Origin of the sequence: Halovibrio sp. HP20-59 (genome assembly GCF_033052795.2) — a bacterium.
Classification (GTDB): domain Bacteria; phylum Pseudomonadota; class Gammaproteobacteria; order Pseudomonadales; family Halomonadaceae; genus Vreelandella.
In genome coordinates this window covers 25,536-46,239 of the sequence record NZ_JAWJUW020000006.1, presented here as the reverse complement: position 1 = coordinate 46,239, position 20,704 = coordinate 25,536, and the positions used below count along the sequence as shown (strand labels likewise).

The following is a 20,704-nucleotide window of genomic DNA, read 5'->3' as shown; positions in this document are numbered from 1 at the left end:
TGCCGGAAAATAAATAAAGAAAGCAAAAACGGCCCCGCAGGGCCGTTAAGTTCAGGCCGAGCCTGCCCCAGCAGTAATTTGTGTGCCGCCGGCTGGCACCTGCTCTCGGGCGGGCCCGAAGAAGGAGTAGAGCAGCATGATCGCCCCCACGGCCACGGCCACACCAGCGCCCAGACGCATGATGTAGAACAGGCCTAATTGATCCTGCACTTCCATGTAATTCATGCCCAAAACGCGCTGCAGGTGAGTCTGCACGACCCCGGCGAATGTCAGGGTAAACGTCATGAAACACATGGCGCTGGTGACGATCCAGAAGCCCCACATGTTCAGTACTTGGTTATAAGGCTGCACACGGCGGATCTGCGGGATGGCGTAGGTAATCACGCCAAGAATCAGCATCACATAGGCACCATAGAAAGCCAGATGGCCATGAGCGGCGGTTACCTGAGTACCATGGCTGTAGTAATTCACGAACGATAGGGTATGCATAAAGCCCCACACACCAGCGCCAAAAAAGGCAATGGTTGGGCAGCCTAAGGCCCATAGCATGGCCGCTTTATTCGGGTGGTTACGACTGCCCTTCCAGAACATGGTAAAGGCGAATACCACCATGGCGAAGAAAGGCGCCACTTCAAGCGTCGAGAAGATACTGCCGATGGGCTGCCAGTAGCCAGGTGCGCCAATCCAGTAGTAGTGGTGGCCAGTGCCCAACAGGCCGGAGAATAGCGCCAGCCCGACAATGATATAGAGCCATTTCTCGATCACTTCGCGATCCACGCCGGTCATTTTGATCAGCAGGTAACCCAGCAGTGAAGCCATGATCAATTCCCATACGCCTTCAACCCACAAGTGCACCACCCACCACCAATAGAGTTTATCTACCGCTAGATTGGTCGGATTGTAGAAAGCGAATAACCAAAACACTGCCGCTAGCCAAAGACCCAGCATTAACACCAGATTAATAGCGGTCTTGCGCCCCTTGAGTAGCGTCATGCTGGTATTGAACAGAAACATTAGAAAAGAGATGGTGATGAGTATTTTCACCCAGAACGGTTGCTCAAGAAACTCACGCCCTTCGTGGATTCCGAATTGGTAGCCGACCAGAGCAGCAACACCAGCAAAAGCAAAGATCGCCAGTTGGATATACGCCAGATTGGGACTATGAATTTCCCGCTCGGCTTCCTCTGGCATCAAATAATAGGTACACCCCATGAAGCCAATCAATAGCCATACAATCAACAGATTGGTATGACTGACACGCATGATATGAAAGGGCATCACTTCGGTCATGAAGCTAGGCCATGCATAGACGGTGGCGGCCAGCAGCCCGAAGACTATTTGTAGCGTAAATAGCGCCATGGCCACCATAAAAAAGGGTAAAGCAACCTTCTGGGTTTCATATTTCATTGTGCGGTTCTCCTTTATTCATCCTTCGGCTGTTTGCTTTAGCCAGCGGGATGTGGGGGCCAGTCCTGGTTGTTAATGCTATCGGCCCACTCGAGGAAGTCGATAAGCGAATTCATATCCTCTTCGCTAAAGTCATACGACGGCATCTGGCGACGACCTTCGATGCCCAACGGCTGGGCACGGATCCAGCCGTTAATGCCTGCTCGTGCGGCTTCGGGGTTATCGTGGCCTCCATAGCGTTCCCAGACGTTACCCAATTCAGGAGCAAAGTAAGCGCCCTCTCCCATGATGCTATGGCAATTGATACACATATTCTTTTCCCACACTTCTTTGCCATGCTTCACGGAATCGGTTAGACCCTCGCTGCTGGTAGAGACATTGACCATATACCAATGACTATGAGCCGTTAGCGCGGCAAATAGCAGGAAGAAGAACAGCGAACCACCGTAGAAAATATTGCGGGCCGCTGATTTAGTCAGTCCATCAGCCATAAGCCATACTCCCTTGCTAGTCGTATCCGGCCTCAGGCTGTAAGCCAAAAGGCATTCATTTTTTAACATGCATTTTAATTACAACTTAATATTAGCAGAAGAATATCCCCAGCAACCTTGCTACAGATCAATTTTTGAGAGGATGAGAAAAATAGATAAGCAAGTTAAGGCATTAAGGAATTATCTTCGTACGGCATGGTTCATCATTCACTCAATGACTGGTGCCTTCTTCATAGCGCGTCTTGTTCCAGACGTTGTACTTGCCCGACGGCTTGCTCATGGGGATACGCTGAAGCTCCTCCAGGGTATCGCCGTCATAGACGATCACCGCGCCGTCATCTTCCCACAGACTCAACAGCAGCTTCTTGCCGTAGCGGTCGAATTCCACGTGCGCAGCGGTCTTGCCCGGCTCGGGAATCAGGGTCTCGACGATCTCCAGGCTGGCCTTGTCGATGACGTGCACTCTATCGCGGTTAGGGCCGAAGAACACATCCACCCAGGCATAGGGCGACTCGGCATGGCTACGCATGAAGAATCCGGGGCCGTCGGTCTCAAGGGCCTTGATCACCGACCAGTCCTGCATGTCGATGATCGATACCTCCGCCCTGGACAGGTGCGGAATGGCCATCACTCGGCGCCCCTCGTACTCCCAGGCGATACCGGACCCCAGGTGCGGCATCCCGGCCAAGGGCAGGTCCGCCACCTTCTCGCCGCTGTCCAGGTCGACCACCATTCCGCCCTGCCCGCCCCGTGAGGCGCCGATGACATGGCGGTAATCGAGATCGAAGAAGAAATCGTCCAGGTAATCCGGCACCGCAATGCGGCGGACGCGGAAATTTGGCGTGTCATGGGAGCGCTGGGGAGTCAACGGCGTACTCATGTGGCCAGTGGACACCACAGGCTCGGTAGGCAGTGGCCAGGGAATTTCCCATACCTCTTCAATGTCTTTCAGCGCGGCGATGAAACTGCCTCGCGGCGGCGCGGCGTAGACCGCACTGACCCGAGAGCCATTACCCGCCTCGTCGGCCACCGGATAGACATGCATCAAATCCAGGTTATGGGCATCGAACAGCACCAAACTATGCGGCAGGTAGTTGGCGGCCATGACATAGCGGCCATCGGCCGAGACGGCGATGTTGCGCATATTGATGCCGGCGCGGACTTCGGCGACCACCTCGAGGTTGTAAAGGTCGTACTTGGTGATCCAACCATCGCGAGAACCAAAGAAAACGTAACGCCCATCGGGGGTATATTTGGGTCCACCGTGCAGCGCATAGCGGGTCTCGAACCGATGGATTCGCTCGAAGCTGTCGCCATCGAGCAAACTGGCATGGTGATCGCCGGTTTCCACCACAATGAACAGGTTGAGCGGGTCGGCATCGAACAGCGGCTCATCCGGCAGGCTACCGTCGGGAAACGGCACGACCTGGCTGGCCAGGATAGCCTCCTCCCCCCAACTCGGCGGGGACACCGGGGGACGATAGATCCACTCCACTAGCGATGCAATGTCGTTATCGGAAAGCGCCTCGCCAAACCCCTGCATCTGGCTGGCCAAGCGCCCGTCGCGGATGACATCTGCCGCGGCCTCCTGCGACAAGCGCGATAGGTTACCCGGCAGCAGTGCCGGGCCGAGACCGCCCAGGCGAGATTCACCGTGACACGCGGCGCACTGGGCTTGATAAAGCGCGCTTGTATCCGCCTCATCCGCCAGAACTGAGAAAGCTGGCAAAAAAAGCGCCACTCGGACGACAAGAGAGATAAGTTTCACAGGACGATGCGCTCCTGGGCTAGTTCGAGCGTTTCGCCGCTGGCAAAAACTGCCTCTTCGGGGATCGGCTGGGCAAGCACATCGACCAGGCGCACGACATCGCCCACCACGATCAGCGTCGGCGGCCGCAGGTCATGCTTGTCTATCGTGCTGACCAATTCGCCCAGACAGGTGATGACCTGGCGTTGTTCAGGCGTGGTACCCCGTTCCACCAGGGCGACTGGATGGTCGGCCCCCAGACCGCACTCTTGTAGTTTCTTGCTGATCAGCGCGGCATTGGCCAGTCCCATGTAGAACACCACAGTTTGATGCGCGCCCGCCAGAGCCTGCCAGTTCAAGGCAAGTGCACCGTCGCCCTTGCAATGACCGGTAACGAAGGTAACGCTTTGAGCATGGTCGCGATGCGTCAGCGGAAATCCGCCATAGGCGGCGCACCCTTGCGCCGAGGTGATACCCGGTACGACACGAAACGGTATACCGTTCTCGACCAGTATTTCCGCCTCCTCGCCGCCACGCCCAAAAATATACGGGTCGCCCCCTTTCAGTCGCACCACACGCTTACCTTCACTGGCCAGACGCACCAACAAGGCGTTGGTCTGCTCCTGCGTCATGGCATGGCAGTTTGCGGCCTTGCCGACATAGAAGCGCCGCACACCGGGGCTTGCCAGCGCCAGAACCTCCTTGGAAACCAGCCGATCAAACACCAGACAGTCGGCCTGCTCGATCAGCGCCAGGGCACGAAGCGACAGCAGGCCGGGATCACCGGGGCCGGCCCCGATGATCGCCACCTCGCCGGGCGCCAGGAGTGCCTCGTTAAGGTCATAAGCAACACGATGAGATGTCATGGCACTACCTCCGCTAGAGTTCGATGGCATCAATACTGGATGCAAAGGGCGCGTCGATGCGCCGTGACGTCCTATTTGCCACCCCTATTTCCTGATTGGTCAGGTAGCAACCGGGATCTTCTTCCCAAGGATCGCCGCTGACTTTCCAGGCTCGCACTCGAGTATTGCCATTACAGATGTCCAGATATCGACAGGCGCCGCAACGTCCTTTAACCGGGCGTGGCCGCTGCCGAAACCCCGCCATCAATGAGTCTTGGGTGTCTCGCCATATGGTAGAAAAGGACCGCTGGCGAACATTGCCCAGGTCGTGGTCCCACCAAAAAGTGTCGGGATGCACGTTGCCCAGATTGTCGATATTGGCAATATGTTCGCCCGACGCATTACCACCCCAGTTCACCAGGCGTTGACGCAACGCATCGACTTGAGCCGGAAAATGCTGCTCGGCCCACTGCAGTAAAAAGGGACCGTCGGCGTCGTTGTTACCGGTAACGTATTCTCGCTCTACTCCGCGCTCAAGCTCGCTATGACAATGATCAAACAATCGATTCATGGCATCGCGAGTCATCTGATACCAGGCATCCTGCTTGCTATGACGTCTGCCGCGACCGCCGTAATTGAGATGCGAAAGATAAAACTTGTCGATATCGTGCTCTTCAATCAGCGCCAGGATATCGCCGAACTGCGCGTAGTTTTCCCGGGTCAAGGTAAAGCGCAGCCCTACCTTGATGCCTTTTTGCTTGCACAGCTTCACCGCGTGCATGGATTCGCGAAAGGCTCCCTTGCGCTGGCGGATGGTATCGTGAGTGGTTTCCAACCCGTCGATGCTGATGCCTACGTAGTTATAGCCAACGTCGGCAATCTCATCGATATTCGCCTCGGTGATCAACGTGCCGTTAGTGGAAAGGCCGGTATAGATGCCAAGTTCCGTGGCCCGTCTCGAAAGCTCGAAGATATCCGGGCGCATCAACGGCTCACCGCCGGAAAGGATCAACGCCGGTACGCGAAAGCTTTTCAGGTCGTTGAGCACCGCGTGCGCTTCCAAGGTGCTCAGCTCGCCCTTGAAGTCGATATCTGCCGAGACGGTATAACAATGCTTACAGGTCAGGTTACAACGGCGGATAAGGTTCCAGATCACCACCGGGCCGGGAGGCTTGCGCGCTGCCGGGATGGGGCCGGGCTCTAGCAGGGTCTTGATATAGCGGGTGACACGAAACATAGCGTTCTCCTTCTGCCACAAGGCTTAGCCTCGTGCGTCGGTCTCGGTGCTAGCGGTCTGCGAATTGGCGGCGGTCAAACGTAATCCGGTTTTTTTCAAGATGCGGGTACTGTAAAGAATCAGATGGTCGCGATACGCCTCCCCCAGGCAATCGCGAATGGTTTGGGCCTGTTGTTCGACGTCTTCACGTTTTCGCCCGTGGAGCATAGCGAAAAGGTTATAAGACCAATAAGGCTGATGGCGAGGCCGTTGGTAACAATGGCTGACGCCCTCAATGGAAGCCACTGCGCGGCCTAGCCGCTCGATATCGGCATCCGCCACGTCCCACACCGTCATACCGTTGGCTACATATCCCAGACGATAATGATTGGGCACGGCGGCAATGCGGCGGATCACTCCACGCTCGAGCATCGCCTGCATACGCGAAAGTACTTCATCACCGCTCATGCCCACCTGCGCCCCCACTGCAGACCAAGGATCGCTGACCAGCGGCAGGCCTTCCTGGGTAGCCAGGACAATGGACCGGTCTTGCTCGTCCAGGCGGGTGGCATCGGCCTCGTGGGTGTCAGACGTGAAGATGAAGGCGGACATGAAACTCCCTTTCTTTGGGCATGTTAAATACTGTCAAACCAGTGGCCGACTCGATATCTAACACCACTTCCGGGATACGCGCCGGCGACTCGGTGGCCAGCACGAACCACATATTCAACTCGTGCTCACGGCGGTAGTTATGCGCTACTTCAGGAAAGGCATTGAGTAGCTCTGCGACACGCTCATAGTCCGCCTCCGGCACTGCCAGAGCCGCCAGGGTAAGACCGCCGCCCAATCGCTCAGCGTGGTACATGGGGCCAAACCGGCTAAGCACGCCGGTAGCGCGCAAGTGTGCCAGGCGGTCGAGCAAATCCTGCTCTGAAAGGCCGAGTTCCGCCGCCACTACCGCGTAAGGATGCAGTACCAGAGGCAATCCGTCCTGCAGACGGTTGATGATGGTACGGTCATAGGTATCAAGCTCCAGCGTGTTCATCGCTTTTCCTCCGGGCATACCGTCCACCGCACTGACGATAGGCGTGTTGACTGAACAGCACCTGACGCTCGATTTCCGCCAGTCCATGACGGTGAACAAGCGCCTCCAACTGCTCAAGGACTTGTTCTCGTCTGACCCCATGGATCATACAGAACAGATTGAAAGGCCAATCGGGTGGGCAGCGGGCCCGGCGATAGCACAAGGTGACAACGCTCTCTTCTGCCAAAGCCCGTCCCACACGGGATACCTGCTCATCGGGCACGTTCCACACCACCATGGCGTTAGCGTCGATGCCCAGGCTGCGATGGCGAACGACCAGCCCCAATCGCTTGATCAGGCTTTCCTCTTGCCACCGCTTTACGCAGGCCATGACCTCGGCTTCCTCTAACCCACATTGCTCAGCAAGGATCTGCCAAGGACGTGGAGTTAGCGGCAGGCCCTGTTCAAGAAGCACCCGCAACTGGCTATGCGCATTGAGTTCAATCGGTTGGCCACCATTCACGCTGGCAAGCGGCGTTGTAGTTGTCATACTTCCTCCAGCTCGGACCAGGGAATTTTAAAAGCCAGATCGATATGAAAACTTTCCAGCATGGGTAGGCGCAGAATTTTTCGGTCGAGCATGGTTTCCAACTGGTTCAGGCGCGCGGCAAGGCTGCTTTCATCTGCGGCCGTCATGACGAACCATAAGTTGTAATAGTGCTCCCGAGCATAATTATGATTCACCCCAGGTACCTGGTTGATGAGCTCTGCAAAGGCATCGCGTTGATTATCAGGAACAGCCACGGTGGCCAACAGGCTGGCCCCGGCTAAGGCGTGATCGAAGACCGGGCCGACACGGCTCAACACACTCATCGCCTGCAGCCGCTGCAGCCGCTTGATCACCTGTTCTTCGGTCGTATTGAGGTGCTCAGCCATGGCGAGAAAGGGCCGTGAACAAACCGGCAGGTCGCGCTGGTAACAATCGATTAGACGGCGATCCAGCGAATCGAGATCGTGGTAATGGCAATGCATCGGCAGAGCTCACTTTTAACGTGTGCTGCTGGGACGAGAAAAGCAGCAGCCACGGGGCTGCTGCTTTTCCTGCTCAGTAGATGTCGCGCTGGGTATTGAGGACGTTGAATTTTCCGGTAGGCGTCACCAACCGCTCATCCTTGATCACTGCCTTCAACTCGCGGGTCGTGTCGTCCACGATCACAAGAGCAGACTCCTGATCCATGGAATTCCATACCGAGAACCACACTTCGTCACCGGTTTTATTGAACTCTGGCTGCACTACCCGCTTGGGGCCTTCGCCCACATCGGCCCATTCGGCGATCGGCAGAACCTCGTATCCAGCTTCCATATCGTTTAGATCGTAGACCGCGACACTCTGGCTAATCTCCTCACCTGGGTTAAGCGGCGTATCGACATAGAGGTTGTTCGACTCGGGATGGGTCTTGATAAACAGCGAGCCTCCACCCTGGCCTTCGAGGGTGCGCACGACCTTCCAGGCATTCTCGGGGTACCCCTCAGGATCGGTACCGATCAATTGAATGGTGTTATCACCCAGGTGGCTAGTCGCCCATACCGGTCCGAATTCAGGGTCGACAAAGTTGGCGCCGCGGCCAGGATGGGGCGTCTTGCCTACGTCAATGATGGCCTCAAGCTCTCGTTCTTGAGCATCAATTACCACAATCTGATTGGATTCATTAGCTGCCGTCATGAAGTAACGACCGCTGCTCTCCCAGCCCCCATCATGTAAGAAGCGTGAGGTATCGATCTCCACCATACTCAAGGCATCCAGGTTCTCGTAATTGACCAACTGAACTTTACCGGTTTCCTTGATATTGACGATAAACTCGGGGTGTTGGTGGGAGGCGACAATGGCCGCCACGCGTGGTTCAGGATGATATTCCTGAGTACCCACGGTCATCCCACGAGTACTGACGATTTTTAATGGCTCTAGCGTCTCACCATCCATGATCACGTACTGGGGCGGCCAGTAGGCGCCAGCAATGGCGAAGCGATCTTCATACCCCTCGAATTTCGAAGTTTCGACGGAACGCGCCTCCATCCCTACCTTGATGGTGGCGACGATTCCCGGCTCCTCCATCCACATGTCAATCATGTCCACTTTGGCATCGCGACCAATGACAAACAGATAACGCCCCGAGGCGGAGATGCGAGAAATATGCACCGCATAGCCGGTATCTAGGATATCGACTATCTCCTTGCTATCCCCATCTATCAAGGCGATCTGACCTGCATCACGTAGCGTCACCGAGAACAGGTTTTCCAGGTCCAGATCGTTCATCTGCTCTGTGGGCCGCTCTTCCGGCGGGACCACCACTTCCCAGCTCTCCTGCATTTCGGCCATACCAAACTCAGGTGGAACTGGTGGCTCATGCATGATGTATTTGGCCATCAACTCGACTTCATCCTCGGAGAAATCTCCCGAGGTACCCCAGTTGGGCATGCCGGCTGGCGAGCCGTAATTGATAAAAACCTTGAGATAGTCCAAGCCGCGCTCTTGGGTGATATCCGGCGTCAATGGCTTGCCAGTTGCCCCTTTGCGTAGCACCCCATGGCACCCCGCACAACGTTGGAAATAGATCTCTTTAGCTCGCTCGAACTCCTCTTCTGTAAGATCGGGAGCGCCTGGAGTTCGCACTGCATTCGCTGATGCCGAATCCACCGGTGACTCTGTGCCACGATAGAGCTTCGCAGCCTCTTGCTCCTGGTCGGGGTCATCTTCAAACGCATGCACGAAACCCAAACCAAGTGAAGCCGCTGTAACGGCCACGGCCAGCGGTCTGAGATACCTGTTTCTCTTTTTCATTACTTCACCTATGTCATGGTCAACATAAGCAGCCTTATCAGGTAGTGCGCTTTTTTTTAATTTTCGCCGGAGGAATCCAGACGTATCGCTGCTTTAAAAAAGCATGGGTCAATAAAGTATATTTTTCATGCCTCTTTTGATTGGTAGGCTAGCTATCCCCCACCTAATTGACTTGAATCAAACTATTTACCGCTTATCCTCCGCCTACCTCCAAAGAGAGATTGCCATTAAATAAAAACCTGGGAGTGTTTAATAAGATTTGCTTACTTGATCTCAGTCAATAAAAGCCCTAGCTAGACGATCAAAACTGCCCCACATCGTTACCGCCTGGAGCCGCTATGTACCGCCTGACCCGCGCTCTTCTGCCCTGCATCCTGGGACTGGTTAGTACTCAGATTCCAGCTTCCGATATTGCCCCGGTGCGTGAGAAAGAGTTGGAAACATTGCTCTACCAGGACTGCGGCTCGTGTCATGGCATGACACTGAAGGGAGGATTGGGGCCCGCCCTGTCACAGGAGCGCATGAACCGCTATACGCGTGAGGGTTTGGCGGGTTTGATTCTGCAAGGTATTCCCGGTACCGCAATGCCCAGTTGGGGGGCTTTGCTTAGTGAAAAGGAAGCACGCTGGATAGCGGATCAATTGCAACACAACAATCCTCTAGAGCGCTAACACTGGAGTCTTCATGGCCTTAAACTCAACCCCTCTGTCAACTATAATGCTTCTGCTGCTACTAGCAGGTTGCCAGACATCACCTGATTCGCTCCGAAGTACAGGAGATCTCGGCGTGATCGTGGAGCGCGCCACCGGAAGCCTTGCCCTGGTGGATACCAGCCACCAGCGGCAATTGGACCGAGTGGAAGGACTCGGCGATCTCTCTCACGCCTCGGTTAAGTTTTCACGCGATGCCCGCTACGCTTTCGTCTTCGGCCGCGACGGGGGGCTGAGCAAGGTCGACCTGCTGACCGGCGACATCACGACACGCATCATGCAATCGGGCAACAGCATCGGTGGCGCGATTTCCCAGGATGGCCAGCTTATTGCGGTGGCCAACTATGAACCAGGTGGAGTCAAACTCTTCGACAGCGACAATCTGGCCTTGGTAGCTGATATTCCCGCCATTTGGGTGGATGCAGGAGGTCGCGAACAACGCTCTAAAGTCGTTGGATTGGTGGATGCCCCGGGGAACCGCTTCGTTTACAGTCTGTTCGACGCGGGGGAAATCTATATCGTCAACATGAACGGAGAAACACCCGAACTGACGCGCTTCATCGACGTGGGGGCAAATCCCTATGATGCCCTGATCGACGCTAGCGGACGCTATTACATCGCTGGCCTGTTTGGTGAGGATGGCTTGGCGCTGCTCGACCTTTGGCACATCGACGCCGGTGTACAACGCATCTTACCCAACTACGGTCGCGGTGAAGAGCGCCTGCCGGTCTACAAGATGCCGCATCTGGAAGGTTGGGCCATGGCGGGAAACGAAGCCTGGCTTCCGGCGGTGGGACGCCATGAAGTACTCATCGCTGATAAAGATGATTGGTCACTTACCGGCCGCATCCCGGTCCAGGGCCAGCCTATCTTCGTTATGAGCCGACCAGATCAACGCCAAATCTGGGTCAGCTTTGCGCATCCCGACAACGATGTCGTACAGGTTATCGACACCGAAACGCGCACTATCGTGGCGACTCTGTCACCCGGCAAGGCCATATTGCACATGGAGTTCACACCCCGCGGCGAACACGTATGGATATCAGCCAGGGACAGCAACCGTGTAACAGTTTACGACACCCACACCCTGCAAGAAGTGGCACGACTGGAGAGCGAATCACCCAGTGGTATTTTCTTTACCGACCGGGCCCATCGCATAGGGCTGTAGGTCACGCCGATTACTGCCTGTAAATCCAGTAGTGCGAATTTGAGATAGTAACTAGGCTTGAAGGGAAGCCAAGCCAGGTTACTACAGAGGTGATTATGGATATCGAATTGAAGCGCGCCTACGACTCGCCCCACAACAAAGATGGTTATCGTGTCCTCGTCGACAGTATCTGGCCGCGCGGGGTATCCAAGGAGGAAGCCAAAATCGATGAATGGCGCAAGGAGGTCGCCCCAAGCAGCGAACTTCGCAAAGCGTTTCATAATGGCTCTCTCGACTGGAGTGGCTTCCGCAGTCGCTATCTCAAAGAGTTAACCTCTTATCGCGAGTCTCTTCGTGATCTTGCACAACGTGCCAGGAAAGAGCGAGTTACTCTGGTATTTGCCTCTAAGGAAGAGCGCCGTAACAATGCCGAAGTGCTGCGCCAGTACTTGAACATGTTGAAATAATCCGCGCTGTAAAAAACATTTCTACATCGCCACGCCCCTAGCGCCGTGGTGCATAGCCAAGCGTCTGAATTTCGAGTTGAAATCACAATAACGACTGACGTCATCGCCTACCCACTAAGGGGTAAGCTAATGCTCTCTAGGGGTACGCGAGACTAAAAATGATCCAGATCAACATTAGCCCCCCTTATTTCTTTAAAGTGAACTTCATACCTTTTCTCGTACTGAGAAATCAGTACTCAGCAACTCGTATACCTCTTTAAACCACCTTGCCACGTTGCTGAATTGGTAATTTCAACTCAAAAGATGCATAAGGAATACTTCAATGAAAACCCTCGCATCCATACTGCTGCTAGGCGTTGTTGCTTCTATTTCGCTTACCGCTCAGGCAGATGGCGAAGCCACCTATAACCAAGCTTGCATGGCTTGCCACATGACGGGCGCCGCAGGCGCCCCCATTCGCGGCAATGCCGAACACTGGGAGCCACGCGTGGAAAAAGGCATGGACACACTGTACGACCACGCTATCAACGGTTTTCAGGCAATGCCGCCCAAGGGAGGCCAATTGCACCTGAGTGATGACGAAGTAAAAGCCGCCGTGGATCACTTGCTCGAACCGGTTCTGTAACGTTCTTGACCCGAAAGGAAACCGCAATGTCTCGTGTGGCTTATCCACTCCGCCTTACCGGCACCTGGCTTGGGCTTTTGCTATTCCTAGCCATGGCGCTCCCCGCGCAGGCGATTGAGCTGGAACAGGTACACACGGGATTTCCCCAGGCTGAGCGCCTTGAGGCAGCGGATTCCCAGTGGCCAGTAAGCCGGATACTTGACGGCGACGGTCAACTGCTCGGCTACGCTTTTGAGAGTGTGGAGGTCGCTCCAATCCCCGCCTACTCGGGCAAACCCGTCAATATGCTGGTGGCAATCGACCTGAATGGCCGCATTGTTCAGGCCGAGGTTATCAGCCATTCAGAACCTATCATGCTGGTCGGCATTCCGGAATCAAAGCTTGATAACTTCGCCTACGCGCATGTCTCGGCTCACGTTAACGACAGGCTCAGAGTCGGCGGCGAGCTTGATGCTATCTCTGGCGCCACCGTGACCGTCATCGTCGTCAGCGACACCATCATGCGCAGTGCCAGGCAAGTGGCCGCTGAACAGCAGCTTATTGCCGACCCCTCCCAGACACCACCGGCACGCGTTCGAGAAGACGTTTTCGCCCCTGCAAACTGGGACAAACTGACCGGCGACGGCACCATTCGCCGCTTGCATCTTACCCATGGTGAGGTCGATGAAAGCTTTGCGGGCACTCCCGCTGAAGATTACCTACGCACGCCACAACCCGCTGAGAACACCTTTATCGAGCTGTTCTACACCTACCTCAATCCGCCCACTGCCGGGCGCAACCTGTTGGGTGAAACCGGTTATGACCAACTAATGGCCGAGCTGAAAGATGGCGAGCACGCCATTGTCGTCATGGGGCGTGGTGACTACTCATTCAAAGGCTCAGGGTATGTGCGCGGCGGCATCTTCGATCGCATTGAGCTTTCCCAGGGAAGCACTCGTGTCAGCTTTCATGATCGCGATCACATCCGCCTGGGTGACCTGGCCCTCGAAGGTGCGCCTTCACTGGCCGAGCGAGACATCTTCATCGTCCGCGAAGAGGCGGGCTTCGACCCCGGACAACCCTGGCAGCTAGAGTTACTGGTTCGCCGCGCCTCTGGCCCCTTGGATACCGAATTCAGCCGCTTCAGCGCCGATTACAGCGTCCCCGAGGCCTATATCGAGCGGCCCGAACCGCCGGTGGAAGAGCCTATCTGGGTACAGGTGTGGCGCGATAAGGCTTTCCAGATCGCTGTGCTATCCGCCGGATTATTGGTGCTCACTGGCATCATGCTGTTCCAGGATGTGCTGGCGCGCCACCCGCGTGTACTGAATCCACTGCGTCTGGGTTTCAAGATATACACCTTAGTATTTATCGGCTGGTACTCGCTGGCTCAGCTATCGGTCGTCAATATCCTTACCTTCACCAATTCGCTGATCAGCGGTTTTAGCTGGTCCTCATTTTTGATCGACCCAATGCTATTTATTCTCTGGTCGTTCGTGGCGGTAAGCCTGCTGCTGTGGGGCCGCGGAGTTTTCTGCGGCTGGCTATGCCCATTCGGCGCTTTACAAGACTTGGTCAACCAGGTCGCTCGCAAACTAAACGTTAAGCAGATAGAGGTGCCCTTCGGGCTCCATGAGCGCCTTTGGGCGATTAAATACATCATTCTGCTGGCCTTGTTCGCCGTCTCGCTACATTCGCTCGGCACCGCGGAACGCTACGCCGAAGTGGAGCCGTTCAAGACCGCAATCACCCTGCGTTTCCAACGTGACTGGGCCTTCGTTATTTATGCTCTGGGACTGGTGGCGATTTCTGCCTTCAACCACAAATTCTACTGCCGCTATCTATGTCCGTTGGGTGCCGGGTTGGCTATTCCTTCGCGTTTACGCCTGTTCGACTGGCTCAAGCGCCACCGCGGTAGCTGCGGCACGCCTTGCCAGATTTGTGCCCATGAATGCGAAGTGGCCGCCATCCACCCGGACGGCCGTATCAATGCCAATGAGTGCCACTACTGCCTCGACTGCCAAGTGACCTATCACGACGATCAGCGTTGCCCGCCTATGGTCAAGCGCCGCAAGCGCTTCGACAAGGCAACCAAGGTGTCATCGCGTGGCAATAGTGTTGAGACCCAACGGGATACCGCTACCGGCCAACATGCCGAGTGGCAACGCATCCCTCTTCACCAGCAAGAATGACCTCAGGGGAAACAAACATGAGCGATAAAAAAGACCATATTGACAATATCGGCCGCCGCCACTTCTTGCGCAATACCGCCGTCACCGGCGTTGCCGGGGCGGGACTGGCCGGAGGTTTCGGCGCGGGGGCGCTGCTCAACAGCCGGCAAGTTCAAGCGGCAGCCGCCAACGGCATCGAAGTCGCGCCAGGTGAACTTGATGAATACTACGGCTTCTGGAGCGGTGGCCACTCCGGCGAGGTTCGGATACTCGGTGTGCCTTCGATGCGCGAGCTGATGCGTATCCCGGTGTTCAACGTGGATAGCGCCACCGGCTGGGGGATCAGCAACGAGTCGAAGCGGATACTCGGCGAATCGAGCCGTTTTCTTAACGGCGACTGCCACCACCCGCATATTTCCATGACCGATGGCAGCTACGACGGCAAGTATCTGTTCATCAACGACAAGGCCAACACCCGGGTGGCACGCATTCGTCTTGATATCATGAAGACGGATAAGATCACCACCATTCCCAACGTCCAGGCGATTCACGGCCTGCGCCTGCAGAAAGTGCCTTACACCAAGTATGTCTTCGCCAATGCCGAACTACCGATTCCCCAGATTAATGACGGCCGCGACCTGGAGAACCCGGACAACTACTTCACTATGTTCAACGCTATCGATGCCGAAAGCATGGACGTGGCTTGGCAGGTGATCGTCGATGGCAACCTCGATAACACCGATGCCGACTACACCGGTCGTTTCGTCGCCTCTACCTGCTACAACTCAGAAAAAGGCATGACCCTGACCGAGACCATGCGCAACGAGCGCGACTGGGTCGTGGTATTCGACATTGAAGCAATTGAAGCCGCAGTGGCGGCTGGGAACTACAAGACACTGGGTGAATCAAGCGTACCCGTATTGGATGGGCGCAAGGGATCAAAGTTGACACGCTACATCCCGATCCCCAAGAACCCCCACGGCGTGAATACCTCACCGGATGGCAAATACTTCATTGCCAACGGCAAGCTGTCTCCCACCTGTTCGATCATCGCCATCGACAAGTTGCCTGAGCTGTTTGACGACAGTATCGAACCGCGCGATACCATCGTGGGTGAACCTGAACTGGGCTTGGGCCCGCTTCACACTACCTACGATGGCCGGGGCAACGCCTATACCACGCTGTTCATCGATAGCCAGATAGCCAAGTGGAATATTGAGGATGCCATTCGCCACTACAATGGCGAAGACGTCAACTACCTGCGTCAGAAGCTCGATGTCCACTACCAGCCTGGGCATAACCACGCCAGTCTCACCGAATCCCGCGATGCCGACGGCAAGTGGCTGGTGGTGCTATCGAAGTTTTCCAAAGACCGTTTCCTGCCGGTAGGCCCTCTGCATCCCGAGAACGATCAGTTGATCGACATCTCCGGGGAAGAAATGAAACTGGTGCATGACGGCCCCACTTATGCCGAGCCCCACGACTGTATTCTGGTACGCGCCGACCAGATCAACCCAAGCCGAGTATGGACACGAGACGACCCCTTCTTCGCCGAGACCGTGGCCATGGCCATGGCAGACGGCGTCAACCTGGAGGGCGAAAGCAAGGTAATCCGCGATGGCAATAAAGTGCGCGTGTACATGACCTCCATCGCACCGCAATTTGGCCTGACCGAATTCAAGGTCAAACAGGGCGATGAGGTGACCGTGGTCATCACCAACCTTGACCAGGTCGAGGATCTGACCCACGGCTTCTGCATGGTCAACCACGGTGTGCAGATGGAGATCAGCCCCCAGCAGACCGCTAGCGTCACCTTCACCGCCGACAAGGCCGGGGTGCACTGGTACTACTGCAACTGGTTCTGCCACGCGATGCATATGGAAATGACTGGTCGCATGCTAGTCGAACCCGCCTGACGCCCCTTTGACAGGAGTCTGACGCCACAATGCGGGCCGATTCCTTCGGCCCGCTGCGGGAGAACACCATGAAACGACACCCTGGCTATTTAGGTTGCCTACTGGCGCTGCTATGGCTTTTTTGGCTGCCTAGCGGGGTTTATGCCACCGACTGGCTCGCTACGCCTGGTGAGCCGTTACAGCCGTTGATCGAACAGGCTACCGACGGCGATCAATTGCTGCTGCCTGCAGGGCGCTACCCCGGGCGTGTGGTTATTGACCGCACGCTGCATATTAGGGGCGAGTTGCAAGCCATCCTCGATGCAGGAGGCCACGGCCATGCGGTGGTGCTGGCAGCTCCCGACATTATATTTGAAGGTGTCCGCATTGAAGACTGGGGGGATAACCTGACAAAACTGGAGGCCGCTATTTTTGTCGAGCCCAGCGCTCACGGTAGTACCATCCGCAATAACCAGCTAAACGGGCCTGGCTTCGGCATCTGGCTCGATGCTGTCAATGACGTCAGTGTGATAGGCAATACCATTCGTGGCGATACCCGACTGCGCTCTCAGGATCGCGGCAACGGCATTCACCTCTATAACGTTAGTCACTCGATTATCGAATCCAACGATGTTGCGCAGACTCGCGACGGCATCTATCTCGACAGCAGCCGCCACAACGTGCTGCGCGACAATACCCTGCATGACCTGCGCTATGGCGTGCACTACATGTACTCCTTCGACAATCGTCTTGAAGGCAACCTGACCCAACGAACCCGAACCGGCTACGCCCTGATGCAATCCAAACGCCTGGAAGTCGTTGATAACCAGTCGGAAACAGACGACAACTACGGCATTTTGATGAACAACATCACCGACTCCCTATTGAGCGGCAACCGAGTCGAAGGCGTCACCCAGCCCCTGGGGGCAGATGGCGAGGGGCGTCTAGCGGGCGGCGACGGCAAGGCACTGTTCGTTTACAACTCGCAGTTCAATCGTATCGAGAATAATCGTTTCGCAGCCAGCGACATCGGCATCCATCTCACCGCCGGTTCAGAGGATAACCAAATGGCGGGCAACGCCTTCATCGCTAATAAGCAGCAAGTCATGTATGTCGCCACCCGTGAGCAGGATTGGTCGGGCAATTACTGGAGCGACTACCTGGGCTGGGATCTTGACGATAACGGTATCGGCGACACCGCTCATGAACCCAATGACGCCATGGATCATCTTCTCTGGCGCCACCCATCCGCGCGCCTGTTGATGCAAAGCCCTGCGGTGTTGGCACTGCGCTGGGTGCAACGTCAGTTCCCGGTGTTTCGTCCCCCAGGGGTCAGAGACAGCGCGCCCTTGATGAGCGAGCCCGGCCTAGAAGGAAATGCTCCATGAACCCAGTAATAGAACTACAGCGTGTTACCAAGCGTCACGGGGCGCTGGTGCGCCTAGCTGAAATTGATCTCACCATCAAAGAAGGCGAGATGCTCGCCCTGCTGGGACATAATGGCGCGGGCAAGACGACCATCATGAAACTCATACTGGGCTTAATTGCGCCCAGCTCGGGCCATGTTGACGTCCTCGGTGGCGCTCCAGATGGGCCGCATGCCGAACGCCTGCGGCGTCAGTTGGGATATCTTCCTGAAAACGTCACCTTCTACGAACAGCTCACCGGGCGTGAAGTACTTACCTACTTTGCTCGTTTAAAGCAGGCTGACCGCCATCAAGTAACGGTTCTGCTTGAGCGTGTGGGCCTGGTCGAAGCCGCCGACCGTCGCGTTAAAACCTACTCCAAGGGCATGCGCCAGCGCCTTGGGCTGGCCCAGGCTTTACTAGGGTATCCCCGGCTATTGTTGCTGGATGAACCCACCACCGGCCTTGACCCCGCCGCCACCCGCGATTTTTATCAAGCGGTAAAAGCCCTACGCGACAACGGTTGTACCGTGCTGCTCTCTTCCCATGTACTGCCCGGCATCGAACCCTATATCGACCGCGCCTTGATCCTAGGCAAAGGGCGACGCCTAGCCCTGGGCAGCCTTGAACAACTGCGCGAAGAAGCACAGCTACCGCTCACGTTTCGTATCCACGGCACATTGCTGGCCATGCAGTCTCAACTCTGGAAAGCCATGTCCCTTGAGCCTACCCCAATCAATGAGCGCTGTGTTGAGGTCAACGTGCCCGCGGAAAATAAAATGCAGGTACTACGTCAATTAACCACCATGCCGAATATCGACGACATCGAGTTATCACCACCTACCCTTGAGCATCTCTACACGCATTTTTCTACTCGCCCCGCCTCACTGACGCCAGGAGCCAGCGCATGAAGGCCATGTTCATCGTCGCCGCCAAAGAGTTCCAGGATGGCCTGCGCAATCGCTGGGTACTGGCGATCACCGTGATCCTTGCCGTTCTGGCAATGGGTCTTGCCTACTTTGGTGCCGCTGCGAGCGGCGGTCTTGGTTTTACTTCACTGGCCACCACCCTGGTCAGTTTATCAACTCTAGCCGTTTTTCTGATCCCCTTAATCGCGCTGATGCTAGCCTACGACGCCGTTGTCGGTGAGCAGGAGGCCGGCACGCTACTACTGCTACTCACCTACCCTATAAGTCGTTCGGCGTTGCTGTTTGGTAAGTTCTTCGGCCATGGGATGATTCTGGCTGTCGCCACGCTACTTGGTTTTGGGATCGCGGGTATTGTTATTGCGTTGGGCGCTGAAGGCGTACCGCTTATCCAACTAACCGTCGGCTTAGCACGATTGATCGCCAGCAGTGTGCTCTTGGGCTGGGTGTTTTTGGCCTTTGCCTACCTGATCAGCGTAACGGTCACCGAAAAGGCACGGGCCGCCGGGCTGGCACTGGGAGTGTGGTTTCTGTTCGTGCTGGTATTCGATCTAGTACTGCTGGCGCTACTGGTTGGCGTCAAGCAGGGGGGCGACTGGCTCCCCTACCTGATGCTGCTCAATCCCACCGACAGTTTTCGCTTGATCAATCTATCTGGGTTCGACAGCACACAGCTAGAAAGCGGTATCGCGGCTATCGCGCAGCAAGGCGCGTTCCACTCTGCCTGGCCGCCCTTGGCAATGCTGGTTTGGGTCGTAGTGCCCCTGCTATTGGCCGTCCGTCGCTTCCACCGTCATACCGCTTAATATCATCTCTTAACATCATTTTATTAACGAGGATTGACCATGCCCGCCCTGCTGCCCATTCTGGCCCTTATTACTTTGCTCCTGGCCGGTTGCAACAATGCCACTGACAGCGCCGAAAGGATGCCGCCTCAGCCTATTAGCGACAATGACATCTGCCATGTATGCGGTATGTTTATCACCGAATTCGAAGGCCCCAAAGGTCAGGCATTTATGCAAAGCCACAGTGACGCGCGTAAGTTCTGCTCCACGCTGGAGATGTTCGTTTTCCTCCAGCAGCCCGAAAATCAGACCCAGCTGCGCCACGCCTATGTACATGATGTCGGCGTGACACCCTGGGAAGCACCTAAAGACGATGCCTTTATCCCTGCAGCAGACGCTTGGTATGTGGTCGGCCATGATCGGCGCGGCAGCATGGGCCACACCCTTGCGCCGTTCTCCAGCCATGAGCGTGCCGAGCAGTTCGCAGAAGTTCATGGTGGCGAGATAATCACCTATGACGATATCGACCTGGAATTGCTCGCCCAGCTCGGGCGCCACGAAGGGAGCGGCCATGCCGCCCACTCAATGGCAAACTAGAGGATAAAAGGAGGAGGCAAGATTAAAAGCGACCGCGCTTCAAGCTATCCAGGAGAGAGGGCTTTGGCGAATAGCAGCCCCCACCATATAAGCGAAGATGGCCACCGCCACGACGGCGGCTATGGCACGCGCTTTGGGCGTTGGCCCGCGTTTAATCGCGATGGTGCCAACGCCAATATAGGCCAGTAGCGCCAGTAACTTGGCGCCAAGCCAGGGAAGCTGCCAGGGCCATACAGAAAGCAATACCATCAAAGTCACCCCCAGCCCCAACAGAGCCGTATCAATAAGATGAGGCAATACTTTGACCCAACGGGAGTTGAGTCGCGGGTTTTCCTGTACCGACCACCAGGCGCGCACTACAAAGAGCGTGATGCTCAGCGCAGCGGCCGTCATGTGCAGGTGCTTGATGAGGAAATAGTGCTCCATG

The 20,704-nt window shown here is 56.0% G+C and carries 21 protein-coding genes; 10 read left to right on the top strand and 11 right to left on the bottom strand.

Going from position 1 to position 20,704, the window contains the following annotated elements; translation table 11 throughout:
- Positions 1-51 precede the first annotated feature (51 nt).
- From RZA33_RS08765 to RZA33_RS08720, 10 genes are all read right to left on the bottom strand, one after another.
- Complete coding sequence (locus RZA33_RS08765; RefSeq protein ID WP_317507477.1) at positions 52-1,407, bottom strand: cbb3-type cytochrome c oxidase subunit I; 1,356 nt, start codon at positions 1,405-1,407, stop codon at positions 52-54.
- A gap of 38 nt (positions 1,408-1,445) precedes the next feature.
- The gene (locus RZA33_RS08760) at positions 1,446-1,898 is read right to left on the bottom strand and encodes a cytochrome c (RefSeq protein WP_317507476.1); all 453 of its coding nucleotides are present in this window, start codon (positions 1,896-1,898) and stop codon (positions 1,446-1,448) included.
- A gap of 211 nt (positions 1,899-2,109) precedes the next feature.
- Positions 2,110-3,666 (bottom strand): cytochrome D1 domain-containing protein, encoded by a 1,557-nt coding sequence (locus RZA33_RS08755; protein WP_317507475.1) that lies wholly within the window; start codon positions 3,664-3,666, stop codon positions 2,110-2,112.
- Positions 3,663-4,511, bottom strand: coding sequence for a uroporphyrinogen-III C-methyltransferase (gene cobA, locus RZA33_RS08750; RefSeq protein ID WP_317507474.1), 849 nt, complete (start codon positions 4,509-4,511; stop codon positions 3,663-3,665). Before cobA ends, RZA33_RS08755 begins: the two co-directional genes overlap by 4 nt.
- 13 nt (positions 4,512-4,524) lie before the next feature.
- Positions 4,525-5,727 (bottom strand): heme d1 biosynthesis radical SAM protein NirJ, encoded by a 1,203-nt coding sequence (nirJ, locus tag RZA33_RS08745; RefSeq protein WP_317507473.1) that lies wholly within the window; start codon positions 5,725-5,727, stop codon positions 4,525-4,527.
- Between the two features lie 24 nt (positions 5,728-5,751).
- Positions 5,752-6,318: an Lrp/AsnC family transcriptional regulator gene (locus tag RZA33_RS08740; RefSeq protein ID WP_317507472.1), complete on the bottom strand. Its 567-nt coding sequence runs from the start codon at positions 6,316-6,318 to the stop codon at positions 5,752-5,754.
- Complete coding sequence (locus tag RZA33_RS08735) at positions 6,293-6,751, bottom strand: Lrp/AsnC family transcriptional regulator (protein ID WP_317507471.1); 459 nt, start codon at positions 6,749-6,751, stop codon at positions 6,293-6,295. The genes RZA33_RS08740 and RZA33_RS08735 overlap by 26 nt, the downstream gene beginning before the upstream one ends.
- Entirely contained in the window at positions 6,732-7,280 is a 549-nt protein-coding gene (locus RZA33_RS08730; protein WP_317507470.1) for an AsnC family protein, read from the bottom strand. The genes RZA33_RS08735 and RZA33_RS08730 overlap by 20 nt, the downstream gene beginning before the upstream one ends.
- On the bottom strand, positions 7,277-7,762 hold the full coding sequence (locus RZA33_RS08725) for an Lrp/AsnC family transcriptional regulator (protein ID WP_317507469.1): 486 nt from the start codon (positions 7,760-7,762) through the stop codon (positions 7,277-7,279). Before RZA33_RS08725 ends, RZA33_RS08730 begins: the two co-directional genes overlap by 4 nt.
- Positions 7,763-7,835: 73 nt before the next feature.
- Complete coding sequence (locus tag RZA33_RS08720; RefSeq protein ID WP_317507468.1) at positions 7,836-9,569, bottom strand: cytochrome D1 domain-containing protein; 1,734 nt, start codon at positions 9,567-9,569, stop codon at positions 7,836-7,838.
- A 338-nt stretch (positions 9,570-9,907) separates the two neighbouring features.
- Between RZA33_RS08720 and RZA33_RS08715 the strand changes: the two genes are divergently transcribed.
- The 10 genes from RZA33_RS08715 to RZA33_RS08670 all read left to right on the top strand — a co-directional run bounded on the left by RZA33_RS08715 (position 9,908) and on the right by RZA33_RS08670 (position 20,277).
- Complete coding sequence (locus tag RZA33_RS08715) at positions 9,908-10,240, top strand: cytochrome c (protein ID WP_317507467.1); 333 nt, start codon at positions 9,908-9,910, stop codon at positions 10,238-10,240.
- Between the two features lie 13 nt (positions 10,241-10,253).
- Positions 10,254-11,447: a cytochrome D1 domain-containing protein gene (locus tag RZA33_RS08710; RefSeq protein WP_317507466.1), complete on the top strand. Its 1,194-nt coding sequence runs from the start codon at positions 10,254-10,256 to the stop codon at positions 11,445-11,447.
- A gap of 95 nt (positions 11,448-11,542) precedes the next feature.
- Positions 11,543-11,893 carry a DUF488 domain-containing protein gene (locus RZA33_RS08705; RefSeq protein WP_317507465.1) on the top strand — a complete coding sequence of 117 codons (351 nt, stop codon included), beginning with the start codon at positions 11,543-11,545 and terminating at the stop codon, positions 11,891-11,893.
- Between the two features lie 322 nt (positions 11,894-12,215).
- Positions 12,216-12,518 carry a c-type cytochrome gene (locus tag RZA33_RS08700; protein ID WP_317507464.1) on the top strand — a complete coding sequence of 101 codons (303 nt, stop codon included), beginning with the start codon at positions 12,216-12,218 and terminating at the stop codon, positions 12,516-12,518.
- A 26-nt stretch (positions 12,519-12,544) separates the two neighbouring features.
- Entirely contained in the window at positions 12,545-14,689 is a 2,145-nt protein-coding gene (gene nosR / locus RZA33_RS08695; protein ID WP_317507463.1) for a transcriptional regulator NosR, read from the top strand.
- Between the two features lie 17 nt (positions 14,690-14,706).
- Positions 14,707-16,584, top strand: coding sequence for a TAT-dependent nitrous-oxide reductase (nosZ, locus tag RZA33_RS08690; RefSeq protein WP_317507462.1), 1,878 nt, complete (start codon positions 14,707-14,709; stop codon positions 16,582-16,584).
- Positions 16,585-16,652: 68 nt separating this feature from the next.
- Entirely contained in the window at positions 16,653-17,951 is a 1,299-nt protein-coding gene (locus RZA33_RS08685) for a nitrous oxide reductase family maturation protein NosD (RefSeq protein ID WP_317507461.1), read from the top strand.
- Positions 17,948-18,880 carry an ABC transporter ATP-binding protein gene (locus RZA33_RS08680; protein WP_317507460.1) on the top strand — a complete coding sequence of 311 codons (933 nt, stop codon included), beginning with the start codon at positions 17,948-17,950 and terminating at the stop codon, positions 18,878-18,880. The genes RZA33_RS08685 and RZA33_RS08680 overlap by 4 nt, the downstream gene beginning before the upstream one ends.
- Complete coding sequence (locus tag RZA33_RS08675; protein WP_317507459.1) at positions 18,877-19,701, top strand: ABC transporter permease; 825 nt, start codon at positions 18,877-18,879, stop codon at positions 19,699-19,701. The genes RZA33_RS08680 and RZA33_RS08675 overlap by 4 nt, the downstream gene beginning before the upstream one ends.
- Before the next feature lie 39 nt (positions 19,702-19,740).
- Positions 19,741-20,277: a nitrous oxide reductase accessory protein NosL gene (locus tag RZA33_RS08670; RefSeq protein ID WP_317507458.1), complete on the top strand. Its 537-nt coding sequence runs from the start codon at positions 19,741-19,743 to the stop codon at positions 20,275-20,277.
- Positions 20,278-20,316: 39 nt separating this feature from the next.
- Here RZA33_RS08670 and RZA33_RS08665 read toward each other — a convergent pair whose 3' ends face one another.
- A complete protein-coding gene (locus tag RZA33_RS08665; RefSeq protein ID WP_317507457.1) occupies positions 20,317-20,703 on the bottom strand; it encodes a SirB2 family protein in 387 nt (128 codons plus the stop codon).
- Between the last annotated feature and the right edge of the window lies 1 nt (position 20,704).

Coding starts and splice junctions, on each gene's coding strand:
- RZA33_RS08765 (WP_317507477.1), bottom strand. CDS start 1,407: ATGAAATATGAAACCCAGAAGGTTGCTTTACCCTTTTTTATGGTGGCC.
- RZA33_RS08760 (WP_317507476.1), bottom strand. CDS start 1,898: ATGGCTGATGGACTGACTAAATCAGCGGCCCGCAATATTTTCTACGGT.
- cobA (WP_317507474.1), bottom strand. CDS start 4,511: ATGACATCTCATCGTGTTGCTTATGACCTTAACGAGGCACTCCTGGCG.
- nirJ (WP_317507473.1), bottom strand. CDS start 5,727: ATGTTTCGTGTCACCCGCTATATCAAGACCCTGCTAGAGCCCGGCCCC.
- RZA33_RS08740 (WP_317507472.1), bottom strand. CDS start 6,318: ATGTCCGCCTTCATCTTCACGTCTGACACCCACGAGGCCGATGCCACC.
- RZA33_RS08735 (WP_317507471.1), bottom strand. CDS start 6,751: ATGAACACGCTGGAGCTTGATACCTATGACCGTACCATCATCAACCGT.
- RZA33_RS08730 (WP_317507470.1), bottom strand. CDS start 7,280: ATGACAACTACAACGCCGCTTGCCAGCGTGAATGGTGGCCAACCGATT.
- RZA33_RS08725 (WP_317507469.1), bottom strand. CDS start 7,762: ATGCATTGCCATTACCACGATCTCGATTCGCTGGATCGCCGTCTAATC.
- RZA33_RS08720 (WP_317507468.1), bottom strand. CDS start 9,569: ATGAAAAAGAGAAACAGGTATCTCAGACCGCTGGCCGTGGCCGTTACA.
- RZA33_RS08715 (WP_317507467.1), top strand. CDS start 9,908: ATGTACCGCCTGACCCGCGCTCTTCTGCCCTGCATCCTGGGACTGGTT.
- RZA33_RS08710 (WP_317507466.1), top strand. CDS start 10,254: ATGGCCTTAAACTCAACCCCTCTGTCAACTATAATGCTTCTGCTGCTA.
- RZA33_RS08705 (WP_317507465.1), top strand. CDS start 11,543: ATGGATATCGAATTGAAGCGCGCCTACGACTCGCCCCACAACAAAGAT.
- RZA33_RS08700 (WP_317507464.1), top strand. CDS start 12,216: ATGAAAACCCTCGCATCCATACTGCTGCTAGGCGTTGTTGCTTCTATT.
- nosR (WP_317507463.1), top strand. CDS start 12,545: ATGTCTCGTGTGGCTTATCCACTCCGCCTTACCGGCACCTGGCTTGGG.
- nosZ (WP_317507462.1), top strand. CDS start 14,707: ATGAGCGATAAAAAAGACCATATTGACAATATCGGCCGCCGCCACTTC.
- RZA33_RS08685 (WP_317507461.1), top strand. CDS start 16,653: ATGAAACGACACCCTGGCTATTTAGGTTGCCTACTGGCGCTGCTATGG.
- RZA33_RS08680 (WP_317507460.1), top strand. CDS start 17,948: ATGAACCCAGTAATAGAACTACAGCGTGTTACCAAGCGTCACGGGGCG.
- RZA33_RS08675 (WP_317507459.1), top strand. CDS start 18,877: ATGAAGGCCATGTTCATCGTCGCCGCCAAAGAGTTCCAGGATGGCCTG.
- RZA33_RS08670 (WP_317507458.1), top strand. CDS start 19,741: ATGCCCGCCCTGCTGCCCATTCTGGCCCTTATTACTTTGCTCCTGGCC.
- RZA33_RS08665 (WP_317507457.1), bottom strand. CDS start 20,703: ATGGAGCACTATTTCCTCATCAAGCACCTGCACATGACGGCCGCTGCG.